We start from the raw sequence: 21198 nt of genomic DNA on the forward strand, positions 1-21198 counted from the left end.
AGCTAAAGCAGGGCGCTGTTTATCGTGTGTCCTGTTCCAGCCAAGTTAAGGTGGCGAGTGCCTCTTCCCGGTGCTTGCCGCATACGCTAGCGTCAAAGTTAAAACGCTCGCAAACCCTAGGACGACTTGGGTCGCCAAATAGGCGGCATAGATTGTGCTCATCTAACTGCACGCAGCGAACGCCCGCCGGCTTGCCCTCAGGCATGCCGGGGATGGCTGACGTTATTGAGGGCGCGATGCAGCAGGCGCCACACCCAGCACGACATCCTTCACTCATGGCATAGCACTTGATAAAGCACTGGGTATAGCACTTTGTATAGCACCGGGTGAAGACATCGCGATCGCACCCTTGTTGATACCCTCAAACGCTTGTATGCGCGTGATTACGCCGCTTTGTAAGGCCACTTCTTTTGCCAGCCAGGCGGCGATATTTTCTACCGTGGTGGGGCCGGGGAGGACTGCGCATAGCGACTGTGGCAACGTAATGGCGAAATCACCTTGGGCGGCCCTGTAGCCGCAAGTAAGGAAATCGTTATCGCGTTTGGTGATATCCGCTTCCTCGAGGAGGTAGCGATTTTCCAGCCACTTAGCCCACTGTTGTTCAAGCTTTGGTTGCCGCACCCCCTGTTGAAAGATATGTAGCCGCGAACGGTGGCCGTGAGCGATACGCTGGCAGTTGCCTAGGTGGCGCTTAAGGCCATGCGTATAACCATAGGCAGCGCCATCAATGGCCTCATCGCTAAGCGTCAGGGTCACTTGGTGGACATTCTCTGGGCGCTGTTCTGTGAGCTGGTGGCTTAAATGCTCGGCGACCGTGTCAGTATCAATAGCCTGCCAGGGCAGTAAACTAAAGGCCTCTTTCGGCCCGCGCACTTCCATGGTGTAGGGGGTGGTGGTACGTATGCAGATGCCTTCAGGGCACTCCGTCACCGTGACCCCAGGTGCTTGAGTCGGTACCAGTAGTGTGTGGTCGAGTCCGCTGTCGAGCGTGCGTTTGATCCATGGCTTGACTTCACCAAAGTCGAACAGCATACCGTCTTCACCCAGCTCGCCATCGAGCACTGCGTCTACCTGCCAGCTACAGCCGACTAAGCCGCGCTGGGGACACCAGAGGGAGACATCAATATGGGTCAGTTGTTGAACAAATAAGGACATTAATCAAAACCTGCTAATTTGTGCATTTGCAGCGACAAACGCCACTGGGGGTTAGCCATACAGTAAGCGGTCGCTTCAGCGACAGTGCTCTTAGCCTGGTCGAGAGGGGCAAGATCCATCGGCTGTAGAAAAAAGTGGCGAAACCCCAGGCGTGAAAACTGCTCTGGGGGAGCGTCTGCCTGAGGGTAAACGAGCTTTAATTCGTCGCCTCGGGTAACCGCCAGCGGATTGCTACCCTTGGGGCTTACACAGAGCCAGTCAATGCCAGGGGGCGGCTTCAATGTACCGTTGGTTTCGACAGCCACCTCAAACCCATGGCTATGTAAAGTGGCAATCAACGCTGCGTCAAGCTGCAGCAAAGGCTCACCGCCGGTAAACACCACATAGGGCGTCGCATTGTCGTTATGGCTGGGCCAGAGCGCAGCAATATGCTCGGCCAGGGTCGTGGCGGTGGCAAATTTGCCGCCATTGATGCCGTTAGTGCCGATAAAATCCGTATCGCAAAAGGTACATTTAGCCGTTGACCGGTCAACCTCGCGGCCCGACCACAGGTTGCAGCCGCTAAACCGACAAAAAACGCTCGCTCTGCCAGCTTGGGCACCTTCCCCTTGCAGGGTATAAAACGCTTCTTTGACCTGATACATCAGTGCTGACCTACTGCGCTGTCTACGCTGTAAGTCAATGGATCGGTGACACCGTTGGCGGCAAAGGCGGCCAGTCGTTCGCGGCAGCTACCGCACACGCCGCAGGCAAGCTCGCGGCCTTCATAGCACGTCCAGGTATGGCGATAATCCAAACCCATGGCCAGGCCATCGCGCAGGATATCGGCCTTACTTGCAGTGAGATAGGGAGCGTGTAGCTCCACGGGTTCGAAGTTGGCAATGCCTGCTACATGATTCATCGCCTCAACAAATTCGGGGCGACAGTCGGGGTAGAGAACGTGGTCGCCGCCATGAGCGCCGTAATCGACTCGCTCTGCGCCAATGTTGACGGCTTTAGCGATCGCCAGGGAGAGCAGAATCATATTACGATTAGGCACCACGGTAGCGCGTAAGTTGTCCGCGCCATAATCACCCTGGGGCATTGTCTGGTCTGGGTCGGTGAGCGCTGAATTATAAATTAACCCGTGTATCGCACGAATATCGACCACCTGGTGGGGCAGCTCCAGTGAAGCGCATACTTGACGTGCAGTATCGAGTTCGCGGGCATGCCGCTGACCATAGTTAAACGAAAGCGCATGTACGTTAAGCCCTTCCCGCAGCGCGCGGTGAAGCACGGTAAAAGAGTCCATTCCACCGGAATAGATAACAACGGTCGTGGTTGCTGTGTCAGCAGCCAATGGGGGTAGTAATGACATGAGAAAACACTCTTTGTCGGAGAATTTATTAATCGCGAGCAGCGTTTAGCTGGCGCGGCGTTCCGGGGTCCGGTCCGGAAGGGCGGCAGTTTACGCAATAGCCGCTAATCTGACTAGTTTTAGCGCCCAATGGAGTACCGTGTTGAGGTAAAAAGTGCGTAGGCGGGCAGCATTAATATCAACATGCTACGCTATCCCTCCATGCTGTTAGAGGTAAACCAATGGCAACGATTGAACATAGTGAAATCATTAATGCGCCGCCCGAACGCGTTTTTGAACTATTGCGTCGCGTCGAGGATTTTGCCGATTACTCGGATTTGATTCGCTCGATTGAAACGTTGGGCGATAACCGTTATCGCTGGCACGTCCGTGCAGTGGGCATGGATTGGGCGTTTGATGTCATGGTCACCGAGATACAGCCACCCTATATGCTTGCCTGGGAATCATTGGATGGCGTAAAAAACCAGGGTCGTTATCGCCTTCGCGAGGTTCCCGAAGGCACTGAGGTGGCGTTGACGCTCACTTATGAGATCCGCAATCGTCTGATGGAAAAAGCCGTTAACAAAGCGGCGAAGCCGCTAGTCGGCAAAGTCAGCCGACAAATTCTGGAACGTGTAGAGGCGCGTTTGAATGAATAATAGGTTTGTATGAATAGCCCGCCAAGACACCCTTGGCGTTGGGCGTTAGGGTTTACATGTTTTGCCATGTTGGCTTATGTCTGGCTTTGGTATTCGCCGGATTTGATGGCGGTGAAGCAGTGGGCTTCCCAAGCATCGCATTATCCTGTTGTTATTATAGGGGTGATGGTGATTATGGCTGTTACGTTAGCCATTGGATTACCCGGCAGTATTGGGCTGTGGTTAATTGCCCCCTTTTACCCACCGCTAGTGGCTACTGTAATGTTGACACTCAGCAGCGTGGCAGGTGCGTTGGGAGCGTATCAAATAGCTGCGCGCGCTGGAAAAAACTGGAACCCAAGCGGTTTAACGCTGAAGGTTATGAAGATGCTTGAGCAGCGTAGCGACTTAATGACCCAGTGTGCTCTGCGGATACTGCCTGGCTTTCCTCACTCGGTTATCAATTTTGCGGCAGGTTTACGTAGTATTTCCCTGAAGACGTATTTGTTGGCAGCAACGCTTGGTTTAGCGGTGAAATGGGGTGTTTACAGTAGTGCGATTTATGGCGCTTTGGAGGCAATTGAGGAGGAGAATGCGTTGCAATTTGATGTGTTGCTTCCATTAATAGCGCTGGCACTGTTGTTATTGATAGGCGCGTGGTTCAGGCGCCGCGTAGAGGCGGCGCGCAACGTTTATTGAGTCGGTGACCTTATTGGCGCTTATGCATTGAGGCGTCAAGGTGATCAACAACCTCTGCCCAGTCGGCATCCTCATCCACGGCTTCTTTTAAAAATTCTGCTTGGCCCTCGTTCCAGCAGGGGGCGTCAGCCAATGGCATTGTTTCTGGCAGTGGAGCATTGCGCTGGATAAAGCGTTCAATTGAATCAGCGTCAGATGCCAAGCCCAATTGCTCGAATAGTTCACTGAAATGGTGCACCGGTTTTTCCATAATCTGTTGCTCCTTCAGACGGTTAGAATGCTCCCTACAACATAGCTTGATTCTCAGTCTGCGCCACCCTTCAACTGCTTTGATTGACTAACGTTCACCGATTAGTGGCGTTAAAAAGCGCTGACGCTGGTCTTCTAACGTGAGTGGTTGTGCCAGTAGATGGGCCAGCTTGGTGAAAGCCGCTTCGGGCGTCATATCATCGCCTGCTAGAACGCCTGCATCGCTAAGGCCATGCCCCGCGGCATAAGCGCCCAGGTGGACACTGCCCTGTGGGCACTGGCTGATGGCGGCGAGTAATTTGCCTTCCCCGCTGGCCTTGGCGAGTACGTCCAGTAAGCTTGGGTCGTCGGGCAGGTTACCGGCGCCCCAGAGTTGTAGTAACGCTCCTTTAACCCGTGGGTCACTCAGCCAGGCGCTTAACTGCCAGGCCGACATGCCTGGCCAAAGAGCGATGCGAACGATCTCTCCTTGATTGACTAGTCGGTAGTCGGGGAGCTCGAAACGCGGCGCGCCACGCTGCTGGAGGCCAAGCCCGCGGCTCGGGTAATAAATATAATCGTCGCCTACTCGCTCCCCGAGCAGTGGGTAGTTGGGACTGGTGAACACGTTGGCTGCTTCGCAGTGCTGTTTGATGGCGCGGGCGCCACGCAGTAATTGCCCTGCAAAGTAAATAGCCACTTCTTGGAGCGCGGGCTTGGCGGCAAACTGCAGCGCGCCGTGCAAATTGTCCAAAGCATCGCTTCCGGGCGATTCCAATGGCAGCATTGAGCCCGTTATGACGACTGGTCGATCTAATCCCTGGAGTTGATAGGCAAGGCTAGCCGCGGTCCAGCTGAGCGTATCGGTGCCGTGAATAATCACAAAACCGGCGTAGGTCGTTAGCTGGTCGTTAATATCGCCAGCGAGCTGTTGCCAGGTGAGCGGTGTAGCCGCACTAGAGTCAATCAGCGTGGTATAGCTGACGACCTCATAAGAGGGAAGTGATTGTTGTTGGGCAGGCGTTAGCTGTTTAAGAGCCCTCTCCATGCGAATGGCAAAATCACCGCTAGGCGCAAGCCCCTCAGCATGCTGTTGCATACCAATGGTTCCACCCGTGTAGATGACTAATATGCGCTCTTGGGTGGGAACGCTGTCGGCTAAAGGGGAGTAGGAAATCATCGCCATCTCCTGGTTTTTGTGCGAAAGCTGCTAATCAGAACGTGGGCGCGTTACAACTACTAAAAGTTCGCCGCTACGATCGTCTAAGCGATGATTGCGGCCTGCGAGCAGGGCAAAGCCACAGCATACCGTGATCAGGGCGATCAATAACCAAGCGATTTGTGACGTGTTGGCGCCTGATTGCAGCATAACCCCCACACCAAACGGACCGAGAGCGGCCAACGTATAACCACCACCCTGGACGAGCCCAGAAAGCTGACCGGCAAGGCGCGAGTTGGCCGTGCGTAATACTAACAGGCTTAGCGCCAGGCTAAAGCTGCCTCCTTGGCCGACACCAAGTAGTGCGGCACCGAACCATTGCCATGCTAGTGGCGCGATAAGCAGCATCCACAATCCAATGGCGGTGCTAAGTAGCACAAGTATTAGCGCGGGGCGTTGGTTACGCCCCATGCGGGCAAGCCAAGGGGCGCCCAGGGCGGAGGCAAGCTGGCACATAATAGACACTGCCATGGTCCAGCCCGCATCGGCCTCGTTATAGCCGCGATCAACCAGCAGCGTAGGCAGCCAGCCAAATACGATGTACGCCATGGAGGATTGAATGCCCATGAATAGCATGACGTGCCAGGTAAGCGGTTGCTTAAGAAGCCTTAAAATACCGCTTTTGGGCGATGCTGATGTGTTTGCCAGTGTGGTATGGGGCATATGGAAATGCCAAAGCAGCAACGCGAAGAGTGCTAGCAGTGACCAGCTCATTAAACTCGCCTGCCAGCTGCCTAGTAATTGGGTCAAAGGAACGCTAAACCCGGCACCTAACGCTCCTCCAAGGCAGAGCGCCATGGTGTATAAGCCGGTGAGCAGGTCGGCACTGTCGGGAAGTTCACGCTTAACCAAGGCCGGTAGCAGAGTGCCGCCAAGACCAATTGCACAGCCTGCCATCGCTGAACCAACAAAGAGCACGCCTGGAATTGGCAAACCACGCAAAATTAGTCCTATTGCCAGCAGTAGCAGAGCTGCGCTCAGCGCCCGTTCACTGCCAATGCGTTTAGCCAAGGCAGGCGCAAGCGGGGCGGAGAGGCCTAAGAAAAGGACGGGAAGCGTGGTGAGTAACCCCGCTGCGGTAGCTGAAAGCCCTGCACTTTCTTGTAGGCGAGTAAGTAAAGGGGCAACCGAGGACATGGCGGGGCGTAGATTTAGCCCCACCACGACCATCAGCAAAATAAACGTAATTGAACGTCGCGATGCCATATAGATGCTTACTTAGGACCAATGCTTACTTAAGGTGCGGACGCAAGTCTCCGCGAACGGCATCGAGCAGCGTAATGAAGTGATAATCCTGGGGGGTGTCCAAACAATCAACCCTAACGTTAGTGCGCATCCCTTTATCCATATTCAACTGGTCAAATATTTCTAACGTTAGTTTGCGTGCAGGCTTATCACCTGGCGCCATGATGCCATCTTCAAGGGTAAAGGTTTCAAGCAGGGTGACGCGTACGCGAGTGCTGTTGCCTTCGCTAAGCACACGGCGCACAAACAGCCAGCCCTCGCAAGGAAGTGCGTGATTGTCATCCCGTTCGTGTAAGAAAATCGTGCGGTAGCAGGCGCCTTCAACCGACGCTTTTTCAGCCATGCTGCGATAGGCTTGAACTACTTGATTCGCTGACGCTCGGGCGTCCTCTAAACGCTGCACGATTCCTTGATGTTCGCGGCTGAGCTGCTCTTGACGTTGAAACGTCAGCCATTGGCGGTACTCGGCCATCAATTGAGAAGACGCCATAATCACTCCGTGAAAGGTATTGGCTAAAATAGCTGCTGGAAACAGCGGCATGGAATATGCAAAGGCGACACCTTCGCATATTCCTGTGATCTGAGCTAGCGCCGCGCGCGGCGTTTACGCTCGCCGCCGGTATTGGCACTTTGGCCTTCGGGTTTGCGTTTAGCGCGTGGCTGACGTTGATTGCGCCTGCCATTCTCGATTGGCTCAGGTTTGATGCTGGGGTCAGGCTCAAAGCCCGGTTCAATGTGCTTTGGCAGCGTCTGTTTGATTAGCCGTTCAATATTGCCTAGCAGGGCGTCTTCATCGACACATACCAGTGAGACGGCTTCGCCATCGCTGCCAGCACGGCCAGTACGGCCAATGCGGTGGACATAATCTTCCGCCACGTTGGGCAGGTCGAAATTGACAACGTGGGGTAGTTCATTGATATCCAGACCGCGTGCTGCGATATCGGTGGCCACGAGAACCTGCAGGTCGCCACTCTTAAATGCCGTCAACGCGCGCGTGCGAGCTCCCTGGCTTTTATTACCATGGATCGCCATGGATGGGATGTTTTGCTTCGAGAGCTGCTCGGCAAGGCGGTTAGCGCCATGTTTGGTGCGCGTAAATACCAGTACTTGGAACCAGCCATTTTGCTGAATTAAGTGGGCCAGCAGTTCGCGTTTCTTCTCGCGGTCGACACGGTAAATGGCCTGCTCAATTTTATCGGCAGTGGCATTGCGCGGCGCTACTTCAATCATCGCCGGGTTATCCAGCAGCTGTTGTGCTAGGGTTTGGATCTCGTTAGAGAATGTCGCCGAAAATAGTAGGTTTTGGCGCTTTTTAGGCACCAGGCGTAGCAAGCGCTTTATGTCATGAATGAAGCCCATATCCAGCATTCGGTCAGCTTCATCAAGGACTAAAATCTCAACGCAGGAGAGATCCACGTGTCCCTGCTGGTGAAGATCCAACAGGCGACCTGGTGTGGCAACAAGCACATCCAAACCGGCTTTTAGTGCATCGATTTGAGGTTGTTGGCCGACACCACCAAAAATAATGTGGGAGCGCAGTGCCAGATGTTGACCATAGGTCGACACGCTTTCGCCTACCTGAGCGGCAAGCTCACGTGTAGGGGTGAGCACTAGTGCACGTACCTGACGTTTCTCAGGTCGTTTGCCGGTGTTTAGACGTTGCAGCATCGGTAGCGTAAAGCCAGCGGTTTTACCAGTGCCGGTTTGGGCGCTGGCCAGCATGTCGCGTCCTTCTAATACGACGGGGATAGCCTGTCGTTGTATCGGGGTAGGCTCGGTGTAACCTTGCGCTGTGACAGCGCGTAACAAATCGGCGTGCAGGCCAAGTTCAGAAAAGCTCATGCGTTCTCCGCAGTCACCTAGTGAGTTAATACCGGTAAATGGTTGTTATCACTAGGTGTAATGTTCAAAAAGCGAGGTTGATTCACCTTCGCGGCAACGAAGTGTGCCAGATAATTCAGCGTGCCGCGATGGTCGTTGGTTAGCCGTGGATGACCGTGACAGGAGACGTGAAGGTTATAGCGCGGAGGGCGCTATCATCTGATGTGCACAGACACACCAGAAAGCCTAGGCGTTAATAACACGTGTCAATAATAAGCCGTGTAGTGTAACACGCTTATGAGACCTCAGCTTGTTTAGCTGTCTCGATTCAGGGGGAAGGCTGCAAACGCAACTGCATTCAGCCTCACGTATTATTAGGGCCTAGTTGAAGTAATTGCCTTGACGTATTTCAGCGGCGATAAGCTCGGCGACCTGATCCCAGCTATCACTTAATGCGCGAACCAAGGCAGGGTAGCCATCCTCTGCAAGGGAGGTTTCGGCGTAGAAATTTTCCATTTCTAGCAGTTCACCGGCACCGTTAAGCAACTGCCATTGGCCACTAGCCACGGCGACACCGTCAAAGCGGCCCTGGAACTGATCAACGTTCAGGCGCAGGGTCAAGGCATTAGCCTGTTTTCCTTCCTCACGCATAACCCGCAGTGTTGGTAATGCATGCGTTAGGTTGGCGCGCAGTTTTCTTTCTAGCTGTCTGCCTAACCCTTCTGTCCACTGGTGATCCCGAGCGGCATTCAGCGTAATGTCGTCAAGCTGCATCACAATACCGTCGACATCCAGGTAGTGAGCAAGCCGAGGAGAACTCAGTATTAGCGTGCCCTCTGGCTGATTGGGTATGCTTGCCAATGGGTCGCTCGGTAACATGTAGCGTGCGGGTGGAGTGACGCTGCTAGCGCAGGCAGAAACCAGTGCGCAGATCAGCAACATTGGCAAGCATCTCACCCATGTCAGCATACTTACTCCTTTAAACATTTTCGTCCCTGTCAACATATTCGTCCTTGTGAGCATATTCGTCCTTGTGAGCATAGTGGGCTCCTTAATCTCGTGGCGCACGCGGAATGGGATCTTGGGCATCCAGATTATCAAACAGTAAAGCTCTGGGGTTGTCATTGAGCGTGCGAGTGAGTGGCTGCAAGTCACGCATCAAGCGATCCAATCGTTCAATGGCTGTTGTAAGTTCTTGATAGGCTGGCGATGAAGGGGATAAGCCCTGTAGCGTATTGCGTAGCTCATCCAGCGTCGCGTTAAGATTTCCTCCCACGGCCTGGGTTTCAGGGTCATTGAGCAACTGATTAAGAGAGGCGCTCACGTCGCGCACTTCATTCAGCATGGTCTCAGAAGCCTGCAGGTTGCGATCTAAACCGGCGAGCAGTGGTTCAACCTCAAGGGCGTTTAGCTTATCAAGTAAATCGGTTACCTGAGCCTGTATCTGGGCAAAGCCGCCAGGCACGGTGGGGAACACTGCGCGATCCGAGAAGCGCTCGGCAACATAATCATCGGCGAGGTCACGCTGGAAATTCAAGTCGACAAACAGGGCGCCCGTTAGCAGGCTGCCGCTTTTTAGTGAAGCGCGCAGCCCCAGGCCAAACATGCGCTGAAAACGCGCATCCCACTCTTCGAGATTAATATCGCTATTTTCAATACCCAGGCGCTGAGGCTCAATCCTAATCAGGACGGGAATGGCAAAGCGTGCGCGAGAGTCTGGCTGCGGCGCGGTAAAGTTCCAGGGCACGGCGGCAACGGTGCCCATTCGCACACCGCGAAACTCTACCGGCGCTCCTTTGGAAAGACCGCGGACCGTTTCGTCTACCAGCAGCACATACTCCAAATAGCGGTTAAAGGTGCCTTCCCGTGCGGCGTTTTCATCGGCATAGAGGGTGAAGTGTGTATTGGCTTCAACCGGTTGCCCCATAGGTAGGTCTTCGGGCACGCCGAAGGTAACTCCGCCACCCAGTAGGGCCTCCAGGGATTCAACGTTAACGCGCACACCGTCGGCGTCTAAGCGGAAATCGATACCGCTAGACGTCCAGAATCGGGTGCTGTCGGTGACTAAATTGGTATATGGCTCCTCAATAAACACCTGGTGCTGCATGGTGCGTGAAAGAGGCTCAAAACTATTTTCTTCGATGCGCCCCACGGTATAGCCCTGGTAAGAGACCGGGTCACCTACCCGCAGTGAATTACCCAATTGACTCGTCAGGCTAAGACGCAGTCCTGCCTGGCCAGCGGGCGCAACTGGGGGAATATCGCTAACCGGGAACTCCCGTCGCGGTGCTTCCTCTGTGCCTGGCTCAAGCTGAATATAAGCGCCAGAGAGCACCGTGCCCAGTCCACTGATGCCTTCACGGCCAATGCGCGGCTTGACCACCCAAAAACGGGTGTCTTCACGCAGCATATCCTCTACTTCTGGCTGGATGCTGGCGGTTAACACCGCATGGGAAAGGTCGTCAGACAAGCGCACACTCTGCACTCGGCCCACTTCGACATTGCGGCTGCGAATCAGCGTATTGCCCGCTTCAATACCCTCTGCATTCTCCATGGTCAGTGTCACTAAGGTTCCGCGACTGGCGTAGTTGTCATAAACCAGCCATAAACCAATGGCAATCGCGACAATAGGTACGACCCAAATGGGCGATAACCGGGTTTGACGTGATGTTTTGGCTTTACTTAGATCCTGACCGTTCGTTGGATTGGGATTTGACGATGCTGGTTCATTAGCCATCAACAGGTTCCTTGGTGGCCGCTTTACGGCGAAGAAGAGAGTGGCGAGGTGGAAGTGGAGTGTCCCAGATTAAGCGCGGATCAAAGCTCATTGCCGCTAGCATGGTTAACACAACCACCGCGCCAAAGGCGAGTGCCGCCGGGCCCGGTGTAATTGACATTAACGAGCCCGCGCGAATCAGCGCTACTAAAATGGCCACCACGAAAACATCGACCATTGACCAGCGACCGATAAATTCTGTTAAGCGATACAGCCGAGTGCGGCTTTGGGCGTTTAATACACTGCTTCGCCTAACGACCAAACAAAGCCAAGTTAATGCCACTAATTTGCCGACGGGGACGATTACGCTGGCAATAAAGATGATCATCGCAATCGGCCATGAGCCCATCTGAATCAGTTGCACTACACCGCCAATAATGGTTGAAGGTGAGGAGTTGCCCAAGCTGGTGGTGGTCATAATGGGGTATACATTAGCTGGAATGTACATGATGGCTGATGCACCGAGCAGCGCCCATGTGCGCTGCAAGCTGTTAGGTAGCCGCTGATGCAGCTTTTCATAGCAGCGAATGCAGCGCCCGCGGCCCTGTGGCGATAGGCGATTGATTAGCCCACAGGTGGGGCAGCCAGTTAGCCCTTGCTCGCCAGCAGGTAGTCCTGTTTCAGTGCCTTCGGGAGCCAGTGGTTCTCCCTCTAGCGAGAACCACATCCAATCGGCATCCAGGGACTGACTTGTCATCAGCAGCAGTAGTGCAAAAGCACAAAATGCCCAAAAGGAGATGCCTATTGTAACGTCAGCCAGCCCGGCTATTTTGATCAGGCTTACTAGCGCGCCGATGATAAAAACATCGGCCATCATCCACGGCGTTAAATGCGACAGTGAGCGTGCAATATCACGGCTAAAGGGCAGGGGGCGATCACGGAGTAACCCAAACTGGAGCCAAAGTACGCCGACTAGATAAACCGCGGGTAGTACCACAATGGTCATAATAACGGCGATGGCGACCACTGGCTGGTGAAAACCAATCAGTGTGGTGGCGGTCTGCGTCAGCTCAATGCGGTTACTCACTCCGCTGACCGTAAAGCTAATAAAGGGGAACGACACTGCCATTATAAGCGCCGCAAGCGAGGCGATAGCCAGAGCCATGCTGCGCTGGGCTGGATAGCGGTGGCGTTTAACCAGCACGTGTGAGCAGCGCGGGCAGCTTGCTTTTTCTCCAGAGTTCAATGGCGGCAGCGCTGATACCCAATCGCACTCATGACAGGCGCGCAAACGCCGTCGCTGAGTTCTAGCCTCAGGTGGCAAGCGATCAACGAGGGGAGCATTGACCGGCAATGTACGGCGTTTAATCAATCGTTGTGGAAGCAAAAACCAAAACTCTCAGTGCTAGCCCCTAGTAAAACCACTAGGATGTGGTGGATTAAGCTGTCAAATACGCAGATTAGCAAGTCTACATCGCTGAAATAATGCCTAAAAAACATAGGTTAGCCGCTTGACCAAGGCGTCAGTTTAGACAACGATGCTGCGGCGCAGTGTTAAACCGTTAAACCCGATCAAAGTGGCCGCGTAATTCTGCGCCGGATCAATTTCTCAGTGTCGCAAAATAGTGGCAAGAATTGCTAGTAATAACATCTTACTAACGTCGCTATGAAGTGGTACTTAGCGTCAGAAGCTGCGAACAGTTCCAATCATTATGCCATGAAGGAAATGAAATGTTGCTTCCCACATTAGCCGTTGTATTTGGTTTGATCCTACTGGTTTGGAGTGCCGAGAAGTTTATCGACGGCGCTGCGGCAACCTCGCGCTGGCTTGGCTTGTCGCCACTATTAATCGGGATGTTGGTTATCGGGTTTGGTACCTCGGCGCCGGAAATGATGGTGTCAGTACTGGCGGCGATGGACGGCAATCCTGGTTTGGCAGTTGGTAATGCCTACGGTTCCAATATTGCCAATATCGGTCTGATACTTGGCTTGATCGCGCTTATCGCGCCCCTTTCGGTTCACTCTAGCGTTATCCGTAAGGAGATGCCGATATTGATGCTGGTGATGCTAGCAACAGGCTTGATACTGTTGGACGGGTTTGTTGCGCGCTGGGAGGCCATTGGTCTTTTGCTGGCATTGGTTGTTTTTATTGTTGTCAGTATTTTGCGTTCTCGTAACCAGCCCGAAGATTCAATCGAAGCTGAAGTCGCAGAAACCCTGGACAGCAAGCCGATGTCCAGGGGTAAAGCCATTATGTGGACGCTAGTGGGACTGGTGCTGTTAATCGCTAGCTCACGTCTGCTGGTATGGGGAGCTGTTGAAATCGCGCTGCGCTTCGGTGTGAGCGACTTGATTATTGGTCTGACCGTGGTGGCCATTGGTACATCACTGCCCGAACTAGCATCCTCTATCACCGCTTTGCGTCGCAAGGAACACGATATGGTGCTGGGTAATGTGGTCGGTTCTAACCTGTTTAACAGTTTGGCGGTCGTTGGGCTTGCGGGGGTGATTGCGCCTATTGAAGCCGGTCGGGAGGTACTGGTGCGCGACTGGAGCGTGATGACTGGCATGACGCTGCTAATGATCCTGTTTGCTTTTTCTTGGCGCGGCCGCCCACGGCGCATAAACCGTCTGGAAGGGGGTGTTCTGCTGGCGCTATTTGTCGCGTACACCGGCTACATGGTCAGCGTCGTTATAATGTCTCGGTAATGCGTTTATCGCCATAGCGCGCCTATCGCCATGGTGCGCCGCTATGGCCGTCAGTGCAGGGTAATTGGTGCGTCAATGCGACTCATCTTGGACAGTCGGAGACTGTCTTATAATGATTGTCCAAGAGGGGCGCTAATCTCAGAGTTTTAGCGTAAAGAAATAAGCTTAGTGCTTATAACTAAAAGTGTCGTGCCATAAAGGCTCTACTAAGCTTGTGTTAACCCATATGGGATACCGATTCAGGTCTTAGGAGAGTGAAATGGAACTTGATCCGCTGGTGTTATCGCGATTGCAATTTGCATTCGTTGTGTCGTTTCACGCTATCTTCCCAGTGTTTACGATTGGCTTGGCGTCCTACATCGCGCTGCTCCATGGCCTGTTCTTCAAAACGAAGAATCCTGCTTGGGATCGCCTCTCGCTATTCTGGACAAAGGTGTTTGCCGTTGTCTTTGGGATGGGGGTGGTGTCAGGGATCGTCATGTCATTCCAGTTTGGTACTAACTGGAGCAACTTTTCCCAGGCTTCTTCGAATTTCCTCGGCCCCATGCTCAGCTATGAAGTCGTCACTGCGTTCTTCTTAGAGGCAGCCTTCTTGGGCGTACTGCTATTCGGCCGCGGTAAGGTGCCTCAGGGGGTGCATTTATTTGCTGCCATTATGGTGGCGGTGGGAACCTTTATCTCTTCCTTCTGGATTCTATCGGCTAACAGCTGGCTGCATACGCCTGCCGGCGTTGAGCTGATCGACTTTCGCTTCCACGTGACTTCCTGGAGCGAGGCGATCTTTAACCCTTCGTTTCCCTACCGCTTTATGCACATGGCCGTTGCCTCGTTTTTGACCGGTGGCTTTGTTGTGGCAGGGGTGAGTGCCTGGTTTCTGTTACGTGACCGTGACCCGGAAGCAAATCGTCGCGCACTCTCCATGTGTCTCTGGTTATTGCTGTTTTTAGCACCCACCCAGGCGGTCATTGGCGATTTCCATGGCATTAACACCTTAGAGCACCAGCCGACGAAAGTGGCGGCCATGGAAGGGCACTGGGAGACCTCAGGCAATGTGCCGCTGCTGCTGTTTGCCATCCCTGACCAGGAAGCGCAAACCAACCACTTTGAGCTGGGCATTCCCAACCTGGCCAGCATCATCTTGACCCACTCTATTGACGGGGAAGTGCCGGGTATAAGCGAAGTGCCGCCTGAAGAGCAGCCGCCAGTGCTAATCGTCTTTTGGGGCTTCCGGGTCATGGTGGGTATTGGTCTGCTAATGATTGCAGTGGCGCTGACAGGGCTGGTATTGCGCCGCAAAGGGCGTATTTACGACAAGCGGTTATTCTTAAAAGGCCTGACGGCAATGATTCCCATGCCCTTTGTTGCTGTCCTGGCTGGCTGGATCGTTACAGAGTCAGGCCGTTCCCCGTGGTTGGTTTACGGCATGATGACCCATGCTGAGGGTTTAACGCCTTCGCTGACTGGGCCTATGGCACTGTTTACGTTGATTGGTTATGCCTTGGTCTACGGCGTGGTGTTTTATGCGGGTATTTATTACCTCACACGCGTAGTTCGCAACGGTATGCTGCCGGAAGAAGAGCGCGAAACGACCGACGAAAACTTCAAGCGCCCAATGCGGCCTTTGTCGGCGGCGCATACACCTTTTGATGATGACGTTGATCCGGTGAGGAGCTAATCATGAGCTTGGAAATGTTTGATTTAACGTTGATCTGGGCCTTCATTATCGGTTTCGGCATCATGATGTATGTGCTGATGGATGGGTTTGATTTGGGGTTGGGCATTCTCTACCCCTTTGCGCCTGATGAAGATGCGCGGGATGTGATGATGAATTCGGTGGCGCCGATATGGGACGGCAACGAAACATGGCTGGTGCTTGGCGGTGCTGGCTTGTTAGGTGCCTTCCCACTGGTTTATTCGGTGTTCTTGCCTGCGCTTTACATTGGCGTTTTCTTAATGCTGGCAGGGTTGATCTTTCGTGGCGTTGCCTTTGAATTTCGTTTCAAGTCACGCCGCAACAGACGCTGGTGGAACCGCGCCTTTTGTTGGGGGTCCGCGATCGCCGCCTTTGCTCAAGGGGCTGTAGTAGGGGCCTATATCCAAGGCTTCCCGGTTGAAAACTTTGCCTACGTGGGTGGCGCGTTTGACTGGCTAACGCCTTTCTCAGTTCTTACCGGGCTTGGCTTAATGGCAGGTTACGCGCTGCTGGGGGCCACTTGGCTGATCTTGAAGTCAGAAGGACATGTGCAGGACTGGGCCTACAAAATCACTCCGTTGCTACTGGCGCTGGTGCTGTTTGTTTTCGCCGTGATTAGTTTGTGGACGCCGTTTGTGAATCCGCTGGTATGGGAGCGTTGGTTTGGCAATATTCAACTGATTTGGATTTTCCCCTTCCTCGCTCTGGCCTGTGCTTTTGTGGTTTTCCGTTCGGTACAAAAGCGTCGTGAAGGTGTGCCTTTCCTGGCGACTATCGGCATCTATGTCTTTACCTACCTAGGACTGATCGTCAGTAAATGGCCGGTGATTGTGCCCCCGAACTACACGTTGTGGGACGCGGCTTCTTCACCTGAATCACAGCTATTCCTGCTCGTCGGTATGGTATTTGTTATCCCGATTATATTGACCTATACCGCTTGGACCTATTGGGTGTTCCGCGGCAAGGTGCGTGTCGGCGAGGGATACCACTGATCCATGATAACTGAAGACGCGCTTTCTCTTACGCCGCGCAGTTGGCTGCAGGTGTTGGCTAAGGGGGAGCGCAAGCGCCTGCTGGGCGCCGCACTTTGCGGCGTGCTGGCAGGTAGTCAAACCATCGTCGTGGTCGTGGGCCTTGCCTGGCTGATTGATCAGTTGGTGGTTCAAGACCAATCGCCAATCTCTCTAGTACCCATGTTCTGCCTGCTGTTGGCCTGCGTGCTGTTACGCGCTGCTTTTCAGTGGGGGCATGAAACGCTGAGCTTGGACGCGAGCCTGCGAATTCGTCAGCGTGCCAGGGCTCAACTGCTGGATAAGTTATCTGCCTTAGGGCCGGTTTGGCTAACCAGCCAGCACAGTGGTTCCTTGGCCAATCAGGTGGTTGAACATATTGACGCGCTTGAAGGCTATTTCGCGCGTTTTTACCCACAACTGCGGATTACGCTCTGCTTGCCGCTATTGATACTAGCGGTGGCGGGGTGGCTAGATTATCTAGTGGCTCTGTTTCTACTGCTTTCAGCTCCATTGATTCCGCTTTTTATGGCGTTGGTGGGTATGGGAGCTGAGCGCCTTAATCGCGATCAGTTTGTGGCGGTATCGCGATTGTCAGCGCATTTTATTGACCGTGTGCGAGGCATGACCACGCTGCAGCTATTTGGCCGTACATCAGCCGCGCAGCAGGATGTTTGGTATGCCACTGATGGTTACCGGCGCCTTAGCATGCGTACCCTTCGGTTGGCATTTCTCTCATCGGCGGTGCTGGAGTTTTTTTCCTCAGTGGCGATTGCGGTTGTGGCCATGTATGTCGGTTTCGGCCTGCTGGGCTACATCGAGTATGGGCCGTCACCATCACTGACGCTTTTTTCGGGTTTAGCGGTGTTGCTGCTGGCGCCTGAGTTTTTCCAGCCTCTGCGTACGCTTTCTCAGCACTACCATGATCGCGCAGCGGCACTTGGTGCTGCTGAAAGCATCGTGAATATACTCAATCAGCCAAGTTTGGTGAGCGAATATCGCGCTGTGGCACCGCGGTCAGATAGGTCGGTCATTGAGTTAATGGCGGCTTGCGTTGCTTACCCAGGCCGTGGGAAGGTGATTGGCCCGATCAATCTCACTATTCAGCGTGGCGAAGTAGTGGCCCTTAGCGGTGCCTCCGGTAGTGGGAAGTCGACGTTATTGGCCCTGCTCGCGGGCTTTATCGCACCCAGTGCTGGGGAGTATCGACGACAACAAAATAGTCGCTACGCATGGCTTGATCAGCAGCCCTGTCTTTTGCACGGCAGTTTAATTGATAACCTGCGCTTAGCGGCACCCGCAGCTTCCCGCGAAGAAATGCTTGCCGCGCTGCATCGTGCTGGTTTTGGGCCCCTATTAACACAGCTACCCGAGGGTCTGGATACGTTAATCGGCGAGCGTGGAGTAGGGTTGTCGGGTGGTCAAGCCCAGCGTTTGGCACTTGCCCGCGTATATCTTAGCGATGCGCCACTGCTACTATTAGATGAGCCTACGGCGAGTTTAGACCAGGAGACTGAGCAGTTTGTTTTGGCGGCGTTGTTAGAGCTTGCCCACGAGGGGCGCACCCTGGTGATAGCGACCCATCATCCGGCAGTGATCGCCGTTGCCCAGCGCCACTTTGCTTTTGAGCAGGATGAGCTGGTCGAGGTGATCTCATGATGGCTATTTATCGCGACTTCCGCCCTTGGCTGCTGCTTTTAATGCGCCGTCGCAGGCGCTTTTTGTTGGGCGCTTTGCTAGTTTGGATCACTCTGATGGCCGGACTTGCATTGTTGGGTTTATCCGGTTGGTTTATTACTGCCAGCGCTCTTACCGGTATCGCCCTGGCCCTGGGTATTCCTGCACGGCTAGATGTGTATGTCCCCGGTGGTGGTATCCGTTTTTTCGCCTTGGCGCGCACCGTGGCGCGCTATGTTGAGCGTCTGTATAACCATAATACGGTGTTAACGCTGCTTGCCGACTTGCGTTATCGGGTATTTGGCTATTTGACGCGCTTTGACGACGCTCGCTTGCATGGTGAACGTGCCAGCGATTGGCTGAGCCGGTTAACGGCGGATATCGATACCCTAGATAACTTTTATCTGCGGCTCTTGGTACCACCGTTGGTGGCGCTGCTTAGCGTGGTGGCAGTGTCGCTTTTTGTAGCTATTTGGTTGCCCGGGGTTGGCGTGCTGATGGCAGTGTCGCTGAGCTTACTCTGGTTAGTGGCGACCCTGTTAGCTGCTGCCTGGGGATTTTCGCAAAGCTATCAGCAGGTGGTTGATCAGCAGTCGCTGCGTCGATTGGTGGTCGATCAAGTGCAGGCTTCTGCTGAGTTGATGAGCTACCGAACGACACAGTGGCACCGGGCGATGATTGCTAACCAAGAGCGGCAAGCGTTCAACAACCAGCGCCGTTTGGGGCGTAAGGCGGCACTAATAAACTGCCTAGTGAGTGTCATTAGCGGTTTACTGGTAGTGGCAGTAGTGTGGTTCGCTAGCCTTGTGTTTAGCCAACAATTGGTACCGGGCCCTATTTTGGTGATGGCAGCTTTGATAGCGCTGGGAGCGAATGAGGCGTTTATTACGCTACCGGCTAGCTTTATCAAGTTGGGCGCTAGCTATGCAGCGGTTTGCCGGCTAAATGAGTTAACCAGTGACTCAATGTCGGCTGTCCCCGCCGTTGCGCTACCTGAAAATGTTGACCTAAGCATTCAAGCTAATCAGCTTTCTCTGCGCTACTCAAAAACATTAGAGCCCGCGTTAAGTTGTATTAGCCTGCAGCTGCCCGCTGGAAAGCGGGCGGTGATTACCGGCAACTCCGGTGCCGGAAAATCGTCTTTAGCCAGTCTGTTGATGGGGCGCTTAAAAGCCAACCAGGGTGAGGCGCTGGTCGGTGGCGTGCCAGCGTGGCAGCTCACGGACGAAAACCGGGCTAATCACTTTGCCATGCTCACTCAGCAGGTCGACCTGTTTGATGCCTCTATTGCTGAGAATCTGCGTATTGCCAACCCTGCTGCTAGCGATGGCATGCTCTGGGAAGTATTAAAAGGGGTTGCCTTGGATGGCTGGGTTGAGCAGTTGCCGCAAGGATTAGCCACTGCGGTGGGCGAGAAAGGTCAGCAGCTTTCCGGGGGGCAAGGCCGGCGTTTGGCATTAGCGCGCTTGCTGCTATGCAATCCTCAAGTGGTGATTCTTGACGAGCCGTTTGCAGGCGTTGATGCGGCGACGGCCAAGCACATCGCGGCGACCCTGGATAAATGGCTGGTTGATCGAACGGCTATTTTCTTTGTCCATCAGGTTAGTTCGCTGAGTCTATTGCCTGGGGTCGAGTACCACTGGCATCTAGATGCCGGTAAACTTGAGCAATGCCCGCTTAAATAATGAGTGGCATTGATCAATTGATAAGACAGCTAGGAGCCCTTCATGCACGAATTTTTACGTGATCTTCCCAAAGTAGAACTCCATTTGCATATCGAAGGCTCGTTGGAACCTGAGTTGATGTTTGCTTTAGCGCAGCGCAATGGCATTGAGTTGCCTTATGCGACAGTTCAAGACGCCAAAGATGCCTACCGCTTCAGCGATCTGCAGGGGTTTTTGAATCTCTATTTTCAGGGTATGAGCGTGCTTCGTAATGAAGAGGATTTTTACGACCTGGCGATGGATTATTTCAAGCGTGCGCGGGGAGAGGGCGTGGTGCATATCGACATGCACTTTGACCCCCAAGCGCATCTTCAGCGTGGCGTGCCGCTTGAAGTGGTAATGGCTGGGCTTTTAAAAGCTAAGCGAGAAGCAGAGGAAACCCTCGATCTCTCTATTGGTATGATCATGGCTTTTTTGCGCGATCGTCCAGCAGAAGAGGCGTTGCATGTGCTGGAACAGGCGGCGCCATACTGGAAGGTGCTGGATGCCATTGGCTTGGATAGCGCTGAGTTAAACAATCCTCCCGCTGACTTTGTCGACGTATTTGAGCGCGCGAAGCAGCTTGGGCTGGTCTGCGTGGCCCATGCCGGTGAAGAGGGGCCCGCTGAATATATTACAGAAGCCCTGGATCTGCTTGATGTTCAACGTATAGACCACGGTGTGCGCTGCTTAGAAAGTGATAAAGTAGTTAGGCGCTTGCGCGGTGAGCAAATTGTTTTAACGGTCTGCCCGCTTTCTAACGTCAGCTTGAAGGTGGTAGAGGATCTTCGCGATCATCCGCTCCCGAAGCTTTTAGCTGAAGGGCTCAAAGTAACTATTAGTTCTGACGACCCCGCTTACTTTGGGGGCGGTATGCTGTCCAATCACCTTGCTTGCGCCGAAGCGTTTGGCTGGGATGAAGCGGTCTTTCGCCAGCTAACCCGTAATGCTATCGAAGAGGCCTTTGCTACCCCTGAGCGACGCGAAGAGTTGATGGCTCGTTTGGTTGCAGCGTAAAGTGCTTACGCCAAGTTTATTTGCTAGGTGTGACGACTATATATATGCAGGACTAGGTTTTTACTCATAAATGTTCAAATCGCTGTTGACCCTGACGGGAAATCGGGTAGTATACGCACACGTCAACGGGGCACGGCCTCAACGACTAGCTCTTTAACAATTTGATCAGGTAATTCATGTGGGCGCTTGCTGACGTTGGTGACAAATCACCAAATATCAAGGCAAGCGGTCATGAGAACGAAAGTTTGAATGAATTCGTTTGAACCTTGAGCCAAGTTTGATCCGCTTTTGTTATCTTCGGATGACGAGTAAGGATTACAATGATTGTAAAC

At 53.6% G+C, this 21198-nt stretch carries 20 protein-coding genes; 8 read left to right on the plus strand and 12 right to left on the minus strand.

Annotated elements, in window-relative coordinates; all coding sequences use genetic code 11:
• Nucleotides 1-19: 19 nt before the first annotated feature.
• The 4 genes from A6R74_RS22220 to queC are packed head-to-tail and all read right to left on the minus strand — an operon-like array spanning nucleotide 20 to nucleotide 2512.
• Entirely contained in the window at nucleotides 20-277 is a 258-nt protein-coding gene (locus A6R74_RS22220) for a YkgJ family cysteine cluster protein (protein WP_082906607.1), read from the minus strand.
• The gene (locus A6R74_RS06060) at nucleotides 274-1155 is read right to left on the minus strand and encodes a 6-pyruvoyl trahydropterin synthase family protein (protein WP_064233545.1); all 882 of its coding nucleotides are present in this window, start codon (nucleotides 1153-1155) and stop codon (nucleotides 274-276) included. The genes A6R74_RS22220 and A6R74_RS06060 overlap by 4 nt, the downstream gene beginning before the upstream one ends.
• Entirely contained in the window at nucleotides 1155-1799 is a 645-nt protein-coding gene (queE, locus tag A6R74_RS06065; protein WP_064233546.1) for a 7-carboxy-7-deazaguanine synthase, read from the minus strand. The genes A6R74_RS06060 and queE overlap by 1 nt, the downstream gene beginning before the upstream one ends.
• The gene (gene queC, locus A6R74_RS06070) at nucleotides 1799-2512 is read right to left on the minus strand and encodes a 7-cyano-7-deazaguanine synthase QueC (protein WP_064233547.1); all 714 of its coding nucleotides are present in this window, start codon (nucleotides 2510-2512) and stop codon (nucleotides 1799-1801) included. The genes queE and queC overlap by 1 nt, the downstream gene beginning before the upstream one ends.
• A 221-nt stretch (nucleotides 2513-2733) precedes the next feature.
• On the opposite strand from queC, the gene A6R74_RS06075 reads away from it, so the two are divergent.
• Together A6R74_RS06075 and A6R74_RS06080 are read left to right on the plus strand one after the other, a co-directional pair.
• Nucleotides 2734-3150: an SRPBCC family protein gene (locus A6R74_RS06075; RefSeq protein WP_064233548.1), complete on the plus strand. Its 417-nt coding sequence runs from the start codon at nucleotides 2734-2736 to the stop codon at nucleotides 3148-3150.
• A 174-nt stretch (nucleotides 3151-3324) separates the two neighbouring features.
• Nucleotides 3325-3828: a VTT domain-containing protein gene (locus tag A6R74_RS06080; protein WP_240488172.1), complete on the plus strand. Its 504-nt coding sequence runs from the start codon at nucleotides 3325-3327 to the stop codon at nucleotides 3826-3828.
• 10 nt (nucleotides 3829-3838) lie between these two features.
• On the opposite strand, the gene A6R74_RS06085 is transcribed toward A6R74_RS06080, so the two are convergent.
• From A6R74_RS06085 to A6R74_RS06120, 8 genes are all read right to left on the minus strand, one after another.
• Nucleotides 3839-4078, minus strand: coding sequence for a DUF2789 domain-containing protein (locus A6R74_RS06085; protein WP_064233550.1), 240 nt, complete (start codon nucleotides 4076-4078; stop codon nucleotides 3839-3841).
• Nucleotides 4079-4165: 87 nt separating this feature from the next.
• Nucleotides 4166-5242: an asparaginase gene (locus tag A6R74_RS06090; RefSeq protein WP_064233551.1), complete on the minus strand. Its 1077-nt coding sequence runs from the start codon at nucleotides 5240-5242 to the stop codon at nucleotides 4166-4168.
• 24 nt (nucleotides 5243-5266) lie between these two features.
• Complete coding sequence (locus A6R74_RS06095; protein ID WP_064233552.1) at nucleotides 5267-6481, minus strand: MFS transporter; 1215 nt, start codon at nucleotides 6479-6481, stop codon at nucleotides 5267-5269.
• A gap of 25 nt (nucleotides 6482-6506) precedes the next feature.
• A complete protein-coding gene (locus tag A6R74_RS06100; RefSeq protein WP_064233586.1) occupies nucleotides 6507-7010 on the minus strand; it encodes a hypothetical protein in 504 nt (167 codons plus the stop codon).
• 95 nt (nucleotides 7011-7105) lie between these two features.
• Nucleotides 7106-8362 carry a DEAD/DEAH box helicase gene (locus A6R74_RS06105; RefSeq protein ID WP_064233553.1) on the minus strand — a complete coding sequence of 419 codons (1257 nt, stop codon included), beginning with the start codon at nucleotides 8360-8362 and terminating at the stop codon, nucleotides 7106-7108.
• A gap of 360 nt (nucleotides 8363-8722) precedes the next feature.
• Nucleotides 8723-9310, minus strand: coding sequence for a PqiC family protein (locus tag A6R74_RS06110; protein ID WP_064233554.1), 588 nt, complete (start codon nucleotides 9308-9310; stop codon nucleotides 8723-8725).
• 82 nt (nucleotides 9311-9392) lie between these two features.
• Nucleotides 9393-11078: an intermembrane transport protein PqiB gene (gene pqiB / locus A6R74_RS06115; RefSeq protein ID WP_064233555.1), complete on the minus strand. Its 1686-nt coding sequence runs from the start codon at nucleotides 11076-11078 to the stop codon at nucleotides 9393-9395.
• Nucleotides 11071-12444, minus strand: coding sequence for a paraquat-inducible protein A (locus A6R74_RS06120; RefSeq protein ID WP_064233556.1), 1374 nt, complete (start codon nucleotides 12442-12444; stop codon nucleotides 11071-11073). Before A6R74_RS06120 ends, pqiB begins: the two co-directional genes overlap by 8 nt.
• 344 nt (nucleotides 12445-12788) lie before the next feature.
• Here A6R74_RS06120 and A6R74_RS06125 point away from each other — a divergent pair, with 344 nt between their 5' ends.
• The 6 genes from A6R74_RS06125 (at nucleotide 12789) to A6R74_RS06150 (ending at nucleotide 20866) form a co-directional block, all read left to right on the plus strand.
• Nucleotides 12789-13766 carry a calcium/sodium antiporter gene (locus tag A6R74_RS06125; protein ID WP_064233557.1) on the plus strand — a complete coding sequence of 326 codons (978 nt, stop codon included), beginning with the start codon at nucleotides 12789-12791 and terminating at the stop codon, nucleotides 13764-13766.
• Nucleotides 13767-14025: 259 nt separating this feature from the next.
• The gene (locus tag A6R74_RS06130; protein ID WP_064233558.1) at nucleotides 14026-15441 is read left to right on the plus strand and encodes a cytochrome ubiquinol oxidase subunit I; all 1416 of its coding nucleotides are present in this window, start codon (nucleotides 14026-14028) and stop codon (nucleotides 15439-15441) included.
• An 8-nt stretch (nucleotides 15442-15449) separates the two neighbouring features.
• Nucleotides 15450-16451 carry a cytochrome d ubiquinol oxidase subunit II gene (gene cydB / locus A6R74_RS06135; RefSeq protein ID WP_064233587.1) on the plus strand — a complete coding sequence of 334 codons (1002 nt, stop codon included), beginning with the start codon at nucleotides 15450-15452 and terminating at the stop codon, nucleotides 16449-16451.
• Between the two features lie 3 nt (nucleotides 16452-16454).
• The gene (gene cydD, locus A6R74_RS06140; RefSeq protein WP_064233559.1) at nucleotides 16455-18128 is read left to right on the plus strand and encodes a thiol reductant ABC exporter subunit CydD; all 1674 of its coding nucleotides are present in this window, start codon (nucleotides 16455-16457) and stop codon (nucleotides 18126-18128) included.
• Complete coding sequence (gene cydC, locus A6R74_RS06145) at nucleotides 18125-19831, plus strand: thiol reductant ABC exporter subunit CydC (RefSeq protein ID WP_064233560.1); 1707 nt, start codon at nucleotides 18125-18127, stop codon at nucleotides 19829-19831. Before cydD ends, cydC begins: the two co-directional genes overlap by 4 nt.
• A 42-nt stretch (nucleotides 19832-19873) precedes the next feature.
• Nucleotides 19874-20866 carry an adenosine deaminase gene (locus A6R74_RS06150; RefSeq protein ID WP_064233561.1) on the plus strand — a complete coding sequence of 331 codons (993 nt, stop codon included), beginning with the start codon at nucleotides 19874-19876 and terminating at the stop codon, nucleotides 20864-20866.
• The last annotated feature ends 332 nt before the right edge of the window (nucleotides 20867-21198 follow it).

This window comes from Halomonas sp. ALS9 (genome assembly GCF_001651035.1).
Taxonomy (GTDB): domain Bacteria; phylum Pseudomonadota; class Gammaproteobacteria; order Pseudomonadales; family Halomonadaceae; genus Vreelandella.